A 7,224-nucleotide genomic window follows, 5' to 3' on the forward strand; every position below is an offset into this window, starting at 1 on the left:
TGCCCTCACCCCGGCCCTCTCCCACGGGGAGAGGGAGAAAACAATACAACAGGATATCGCCATGCTCGATAAACACACCCATACCCTGATCGCCCACCGCCTGCATCAGGCGGAACAAACCCGGGAGCAGATCCGCGCGATCTCGCTGGACTACCCGGAGATCACCATTGACGACGCCTACGCCGTTCAGCGCGAATGGGTAAGCCTGAAAATCGCCGAAGGCCGCGTGCTGAAGGGTCACAAGATCGGCCTCACCTCCAAAGCGATGCAGGCCAGCTCGCAGATCAGCGAGCCGGACTACGGCGCGCTGCTGGACGACATGTTTTTCCACGACGGCAGCGACATCCCCGTCGATCGCTTTATCGTCCCGCGCATCGAAGTAGAGCTGGCGTTCGTGCTGGCAAAACCGCTGCGCGGCCCGAACTGCACGATCTTCGACGTCTACAACGCCACGGATTACGTCATTCCCGCGCTGGAGCTGATCGACGCCCGCTGCCACAACGTTGACCCGGAAACCCAGCGCCCGCGCAAGGTGTTCGACACCATCTCCGATAACGCTGCCAACGCGGGGGTGATCCTCGGCGGTCGCCCGATTAAGCCCGACGAGCTGGATCTGCGCTGGATCTCCGCCCTGCTCTACCGCAACGGCGTGATCGAAGAGACCGGCGTGGCCGCTGGCGTGCTTAACCACCCGGCGAACGGCGTGGCGTGGCTGGCGAACAAGCTGGCGCCGTACGACGTGCAGCTTGAGCCGGGGCAGATCATCCTCGGCGGTTCGTTTACCCGCCCGGTGCCCGCCAGCAGAGGCGACACTTTCCACGTTGACTACGGCAACATGGGCTCCATCAGCTGCCGCTTTGTGTAAGGAGACAATCATGCAGAATGCATTCAAAGCGGCGCTGAAAGCGGGCCGTCCACAAATCGGCTTATGGCTGGGGCTCACCAGCAGCTACAGCGCCGAACTGCTGGCCGGGGCAGGCTTCGACTGGCTGCTGATCGACGGCGAGCACGCCCCGAACAGCGTGCAAACCGTCTTAACCCAATTGCAGGCCATCGCCCCTTATCCGAGCCAGCCGGTGGTGCGCCCGTCGTGGAACGATCCGGTGCAGATCAAACAGCTGCTGGACGTCGGCGCACAAACTCTGCTGGTGCCGATGGTGCAAAACGCCGAGGAAGCGCGGCTGGCGGTACGTGCCACCCGCTACCCACCGGCGGGCATTCGCGGCGTCGGCAGCGCGCTGGCAAGAGCGTCGCGCTGGAACCGCATTCCGGACTATCTGCAGCAGGCTAACGACGCCATGTGCGTACTGGTGCAAATCGAAACCCGTGAGGCGCTGAAAAACCTGCCGCAGATCCTCGACGTGGAAGGCGTCGACGGCGTGTTTATCGGCCCGGCCGATCTCAGCGCCGACATGGGCTTTGCCGGTAATCCGCAGCACCCGGAGGTCCAGGCCGCTATCGAGCAGGCGATCGCGCAGATCCTGAGCGCGGGCAAAGCCCCCGGCATCCTGATGGCAAACGAGGCGCTGGCAAAACGCTATCTCGACCTCGGCGCGCTGTTTGTCGCCGTCGGCGTCGACACTACCCTGCTCGCCCGCGGTGCGGAAGCGCTGGCTGCACGCTTTATCGAACAACCGGTTACGTCAGTTAATAACAATAAATCCGTCTACTAAACGTAAGATCTGGAGCGCACCATGACGACCTCTACCCTGCAAACCCATGATAATAAAGCTGTTGAACAACGCGCCATTAACAAGCTGTTCCGACGTTTAATCGTGTTTCTCTTTATCCTGTTTGTTTTCTCGTTTCTCGACCGCATCAACATCGGCTTTGCCGGACTGACGATGGGTAAAGATCTCGGCCTCACCTCCACCATGTTTGGCCTGGCCGCAACCCTGTTTTACGTCACCTATGTGCTGTGCGGGATCCCAAGCAACATCATGCTGGCGAAGATCGGCGCGCGGCGCTGGATCGCCGGGATCATGGTGGTGTGGGGCATCGCCTCCACCTGCACCATGTTCGCCACCAGCCCTGAAACCCTTTACGTCCTGCGCATGCTGGTGGGCATTGCCGAAGCCGGTTTCCTGCCGGGGATCCTGGTCTATCTCACATGGTGGTTCCCGGCCTATCACCGCGCCCGCGCCAACGCGCTATTTATGATCGCCATGCCGGTCACCATGATGCTCGGTTCAATCCTCTCCGGGTACATTCTGGCGATGGACGGGCTGTGGAACCTGATGGGCTGGCAGTGGCTGTTCCTGCTGGAAGGGCTGCCGTCAGTGGTGCTCGGGGTAGTAACCTGGTTCTACCTTAACGACACGCCGGATCAGGCCACCTGGCTGGATGAGGACGAAAAGCAGGCGCTGAAAACCATGATCGCCCGCGAGCAGGAGGTCACTATTGCCCGCGCCGTCACGCCGCGCTCGACGCTGCGAGAAGTGCTGACGCCCGCCGTGCTGCTCTATACGCTGGCCTACTTCTGCCTGACCAACACGCTGAGCGCGATCAACATCTGGACGCCGCAGATCCTGCAGAGCTTTAACACCGGCAGCAGCAATATCGTCATTGGCCTGCTGGCGGCGATCCCGCAGTTTTGCACCATCCTCGGGATGATCTGGTGGAGCCGCCGATCCGACAGGCTGAAAGAGCGAAAAAAGCACACCATCCTGCCGTACCTGTTCGCGGCGGCGGGATGGATGCTGGCCTCCGCCACCGATCACAGCCTGATCCAGCTGCTTGGCATCATCATGGCCTCAACCGGATCATTTACCGCCATGGCGATATTCTGGACCACGCCAGATCGGGTGATTAGCCTGCAGTCCCGCGCGGTGGCGCTGGCGGTGATCAACGCAATCGGCAACGTGGGTTCTGCCGTTAGCCCGCTGCTGATCGGCATTCTGCGCGACGCGACCGGCAGCTTCAGCTCCGGGCTGTGGTTCGTGGCCGGGCTACTGGTGGTCGGCGCGCTGGTGCTGACGCGCATTCCGATGACGCAGCGGGATCAACAGAGGAACGATCATGTGCCAGAGCCCTATCGCCAACATTGATATCAGCAAGGAGTACGACGAAAGTCTGGGCACCGACGATGTGCACTACCAGTCGTTCGCACGCATGGCGGCCTTTTTTGGCCGCGACATGCAGGCGCATCGTCACGACCAGTATTTTCAGATGCACTTTCTGGATACCGGGCAGATTGAACTCCAGCTCGACGATCACCGTTACTCGGTGCAAGCCCCGCTTTTCGTTCTCACGCCGCCGTCGGTGCCGCACGCGTTTATTACCGAATCCGACAGCGACGGGCACGTGCTGACGGTGCGCGAGGATCTAATCTGGCCGCTGCTGGAGGTGCTCTACCCCGGCACGCGGGAAGCGTTTGGTCTGCCGGGGATCTGCCTGTCGCTGGCCGACAAGCCTGATGAACTGGCGGCGCTGAAACACTACTGGCAGCTGATAGCCCGGGAGTCCATGGAACAGCTGCCGGGCCGCGAGCATACGCTGGTTCTGCTGGCGCAGGCCGTATTCACTCTGCTGCTGCGCAACGCGAAGCTCGACGATCACGCTTCAGGCGGTATGCGCGGCGAGCTGAAGCTGTTCCAGCGCTTTACCCAACTGATCGACACGCACTACCACCAGCACTGGACGGTGCCGGAATACGCCAGCGAACTGCACCTGACCGAATCCCGGCTAACCGATATCTGTCGCCGCTTCGCCAACCGCCCGCCGAAGCGGTTGATCTTCGACCGACAGCTGCGGGAAGCCAGACGGCTGCTGCTCTTTTCCGACAGCGCGGTCAGCGAGATTGCCTGGCAGCTGGGGTTTAAAGATCCGGCCTATTTCGCCCGCTTTTTTAACCGCTTAGTGGGGTGCTCGCCAAGCGCATATCGGGCGCAGAAAGTACCGGTTTCCTGAACGCATCACGGTTCGTAGGGCGGGTAAGCGCAGCGCCACCCGCCGAAAAGCCGCACAGATCACAAATCCACATCCCCCCCGAAAAGTACCCGCCGTTGTCCCAATCGTCCCTTCACGTTCCGCCCCTCTCAGGCTTCAATTAAACAACAAAAACAAAACATAAATTTAACATCACCATTCCGATACGAGGTCCCTATGAAGCCTGAAGATTTCCGCGCCGATGCCAAACGTCCGTTAACCGGTGAAGAGTATTTAAAAAGCCTGCAGGACGGGCGTGAGATTTATATCTACGGCGAGCGCGTCAAAGACGTCACCACCCATCCGGCGTTTCGCAATGCGGCAGCCTCCATCGCGCAGATGTACGACGCCCTGCACAAGCCGGACATGCAGGACACGCTGTGCTGGGGCACCGACACCGGCAGCGGCGGTTACACCCACAAGTTCTTCCGCGTGGCGAAAAGCGCCGACGACCTGCGCCAGCAGCGCGACGCTATCGCCGAATGGTCACGCCTCAGCTACGGCTGGATGGGGCGCACGCCGGACTATAAGGCCGCGTTCGGCTGCGCGCTCGGTGCCAACCCGGCCTTCTACGGTCAGTTCGAGCAGAACGCCCGCAACTGGTACACCCGCATTCAGGAAACCGGCCTGTATTTCAACCACGCCATCGTTAACCCGCCTATCGACCGCCACAAACCGGCGGATGAGGTGAAAGACGTCTACATCAAACTGGAGAAAGAGACCGACGCCGGGATCGTTGTCAGCGGGGCGAAAGTGGTGGCAACCAACTCGGCGCTGACCCACTACAACATGATCGGCTTCGGCTCCGCGCAGGTGATGGGCGAAAACCCGGACTTTGCGCTGATGTTCGTCGCACCGATGGATGCCGAAGGCGTCAAGCTCATCTCCCGTGCCTCTTACGAGATGGTGGCTGGCGCAACCGGCTCCCCGTATGACTACCCGCTCTCCAGCCGCTTTGATGAGAACGACGCGATCCTGGTGATGGATCATGTGCTGATCCCGTGGGAAAACGTGCTGATCTACCGCGATTTCGACCGCTGTCGTCGCTGGACGATGGAAGGTGGCTTTGCGCGGATGTATCCGCTACAGGCATGCGTGCGCCTGGCAGTGAAGCTCGACTTCATCACCGCCCTGTTGAAAAAATCGCTGGAGTGTACCGGCACTCTTGAATTCCGCGGCGTACAGGCGGATCTCGGCGAGGTGGTGGCCTGGCGCAATATGTTCTGGGCGCTGAGCGACTCCATGTGCTCTGAAGCCACGCCGTGGGTCAATGGCGCGTATCTGCCGGACCACGCGGCGCTGCAGACCTACCGCGTGATGGCTCCGATGGCCTACGCGAAGATTAAGAATATTATCGAACGTAACGTCACCAGCGGGCTGATCTATCTGCCGTCCAGCGCGCGGGACCTGAATAACCCACAGATTGACCAGTATCTGGCGAAATACGTGCGCGGCTCCAACGGCATGGATCACGTCGAACGCATCAAGATTTTGAAGCTGATGTGGGATGCCATTGGCAGCGAGTTTGGCGGCCGTCACGAGCTGTATGAGATCAACTACTCCGGTAGCCAGGATGAAATTCGCCTGCAGTGTCTGCGCCAGGCGCAGAGCTCCGGCAACATGGACAAAATGATGGCGATGGTCGACCGCTGTATGTCCGAATACGACCAACACGGCTGGACGGTGCCGCACCTGCACAACAACAGCGATATCAACATGCTGGATAAGCTGCTGAAATAGCGCAGCGGGAGGTTTCAATGCAATCAGAAGAACGCCTGCGTTTTCGCGACGCGATGGCCAGCCTGTCGGCCGCAGTCAATGTCGTCACCACCGAGGGGGAAGCGGGCCGCTGCGGCATTACCGCCACCGCAGTCTGTTCGGTTACGGACACCCCGCCGTCGGTCATGATGTGCATCAACGCCAACAGCGCCATGAACCCGGTATTCCAGGGCAACGGCAGACTGTGCATAAACGTGCTGAATCACGAGCAGGAGATCATGGCTCGCCACTTCGCCGGGATGACCGGTATGACAATGGAGGAGCGCTTTGCCCTCTCCTGCTGGCAGAAAGGCCCGCTGGCGCAGCCGATGCTGAAAGGTGCGCTGGCCAGCCTTGAAGGCGAGATAAGCCAGGTGCAAACCATCGGCACGCATCTGTTGTATCTTGTTGAAATTAAAAATATCATTTTGAGTGATGCAGGGCACGGCCTGATCTACTTCAAACGCCGTTTCCACCCGGTCATGATGGAGGTGGAAGCCACCGCGTAATTCTCCCGCGCGCTGGCCTTTTTTCGGCCAGCGCCACTTTCTGCAAAAACTCCTAAGGTTTCCGCTAAATCACGCCGTTATACAACCATAAGATAAATTTTCTGTGCCTGAATACTGACATCTCTGGTCAGTGCTTCCCGCTTCATTCAGCGCATACCTAATATACAGGATGACCTTATGGCTAAAACGACGCGGAGCCGCTCGGCTGAACGTCTGGTTGATATTCTGGTTGAGCTACATTTAAACGGTGTGGTAAACCGCAGTGCGCTAATGACCAAATTTAAAATTACCGAGCGTACCGTCTACCGGGATTTAAATGCGCTCTCTCCTATCGTTGAACATACCGGTAACGGGCTATATCGGCTGATCCATACCGCACAATCTCCCGGCGGACAAGGATTACATCACACACTGGCTAACTTCCTGAATGCAGATAACTTTTTCCCTGAAAGAAATACGGAATTCTGGCAAAAGCTGGAAACACGCGTTGACGAAAATCATATTCTTATCCTTGGTAACGACGCAGAGCACACGGTACAACGTGATATCAGCCGTCATTTAGCGAAAATTGAGAAATCTATTAATAACCATAATGTTTGCCAGATCGTTTATAAGGGTAAAACCCGCCTGATTAATCCCTATAAACTCATTAACAAAAAAAATATATGGTATTTACAAGCTACCGAAAATAGTCGGCTTAAATCCTTTTCATTGAGTCAGATTCGCTGGTTTGATATTCAGAAAACCCTTTTTACCCCTGAAGAGAATGTCCGCGCGCTCCTGGAAAAAAGCCTCGATCCGTGGGTGTCTGAAGATACTTTCACAGTGAAAATATTCATTAAAGATAATATTTCACATTACTTCCTGCGCCGGGATCTTCTGCCGGAACAAGAGCTGCTGGAAGAACAACGCGGCGGTATCACGCTGCGCTGCCGGGCGGCACACGAGAACCAGATCCTGCCGCTGCTGTTCTACTGGCTGCCGAACATTCAAATCCTGGAGCCGAACTGGCTGAAGGAGAAACTGGTTA

Annotated in this window: 7 protein-coding genes; all 7 read left to right on the top strand. The window is 58.2% G+C overall.

Going from position 1 to position 7,224, the window contains the following annotated elements:
• The first annotated feature begins 61 nt into the window (after positions 1-61).
• A complete protein-coding gene (hpaH, locus tag L977_RS05535; protein ID WP_047625213.1) occupies positions 62-865 on the top strand; it encodes a 2-oxo-hept-4-ene-1,7-dioate hydratase in 804 nt (267 codons plus the stop codon).
• Between the two features lie 10 nt (positions 866-875).
• Entirely contained in the window at positions 876-1,673 is a 798-nt protein-coding gene (gene hpaI / locus L977_RS05540) for a 4-hydroxy-2-oxoheptanedioate aldolase (protein ID WP_014882413.1), read from the top strand.
• A gap of 21 nt (positions 1,674-1,694) precedes the next feature.
• Positions 1,695-3,047, top strand: a complete 1,353-nt coding sequence (gene hpaX / locus L977_RS05545) for a 4-hydroxyphenylacetate permease (protein ID WP_047625216.1) — start codon at positions 1,695-1,697, stop codon at positions 3,045-3,047.
• On the top strand, positions 3,019-3,909 hold the full coding sequence (hpaA, locus tag L977_RS05550; protein WP_014882411.1) for a 4-hydroxyphenylacetate catabolism regulatory protein HpaA: 891 nt from the start codon (positions 3,019-3,021) through the stop codon (positions 3,907-3,909). The genes hpaX and hpaA overlap by 29 nt, the downstream gene beginning before the upstream one ends.
• Positions 3,910-4,104: 195 nt before the next feature.
• Positions 4,105-5,667: a 4-hydroxyphenylacetate 3-monooxygenase, oxygenase component gene (gene hpaB, locus L977_RS05555; RefSeq protein WP_023338987.1), complete on the top strand. Its 1,563-nt coding sequence runs from the start codon at positions 4,105-4,107 to the stop codon at positions 5,665-5,667.
• 17 nt (positions 5,668-5,684) lie between these two features.
• Positions 5,685-6,194, top strand: a complete 510-nt coding sequence (locus L977_RS05560) for a 4-hydroxyphenylacetate 3-monooxygenase reductase subunit (RefSeq protein WP_047625219.1) — start codon at positions 5,685-5,687, stop codon at positions 6,192-6,194.
• 177 nt (positions 6,195-6,371) lie between these two features.
• Positions 6,372-7,224, top strand: an 853-nt coding sequence (locus L977_RS05565) for a helix-turn-helix transcriptional regulator (RefSeq protein ID WP_047625222.1), incomplete at its 3' end; no start/stop codon positions are given.

It is taken from the genome of Enterobacter sp. ZOR0014 (assembly GCF_000798855.1).
GTDB lineage: Bacteria > Pseudomonadota > Gammaproteobacteria > Enterobacterales > Enterobacteriaceae > Enterobacter > Enterobacter kobei.

Excerpts from the sequence above, each read along its gene's own strand:
- hpaH (WP_047625213.1), top strand. The coding sequence starts at position 62 with ATGCTCGATAAACACACCCATACCCTGATCGCCCACCGCCTGCATCAG.
- hpaI (WP_014882413.1), top strand. The coding sequence starts at position 876 with ATGCAGAATGCATTCAAAGCGGCGCTGAAAGCGGGCCGTCCACAAATC.
- hpaX (WP_047625216.1), top strand. The coding sequence starts at position 1,695 with ATGACGACCTCTACCCTGCAAACCCATGATAATAAAGCTGTTGAACAA.
- hpaA (WP_014882411.1), top strand. The coding sequence starts at position 3,019 with ATGTGCCAGAGCCCTATCGCCAACATTGATATCAGCAAGGAGTACGAC.
- hpaB (WP_023338987.1), top strand. The coding sequence starts at position 4,105 with ATGAAGCCTGAAGATTTCCGCGCCGATGCCAAACGTCCGTTAACCGGT.
- L977_RS05560 (WP_047625219.1), top strand. The coding sequence starts at position 5,685 with ATGCAATCAGAAGAACGCCTGCGTTTTCGCGACGCGATGGCCAGCCTG.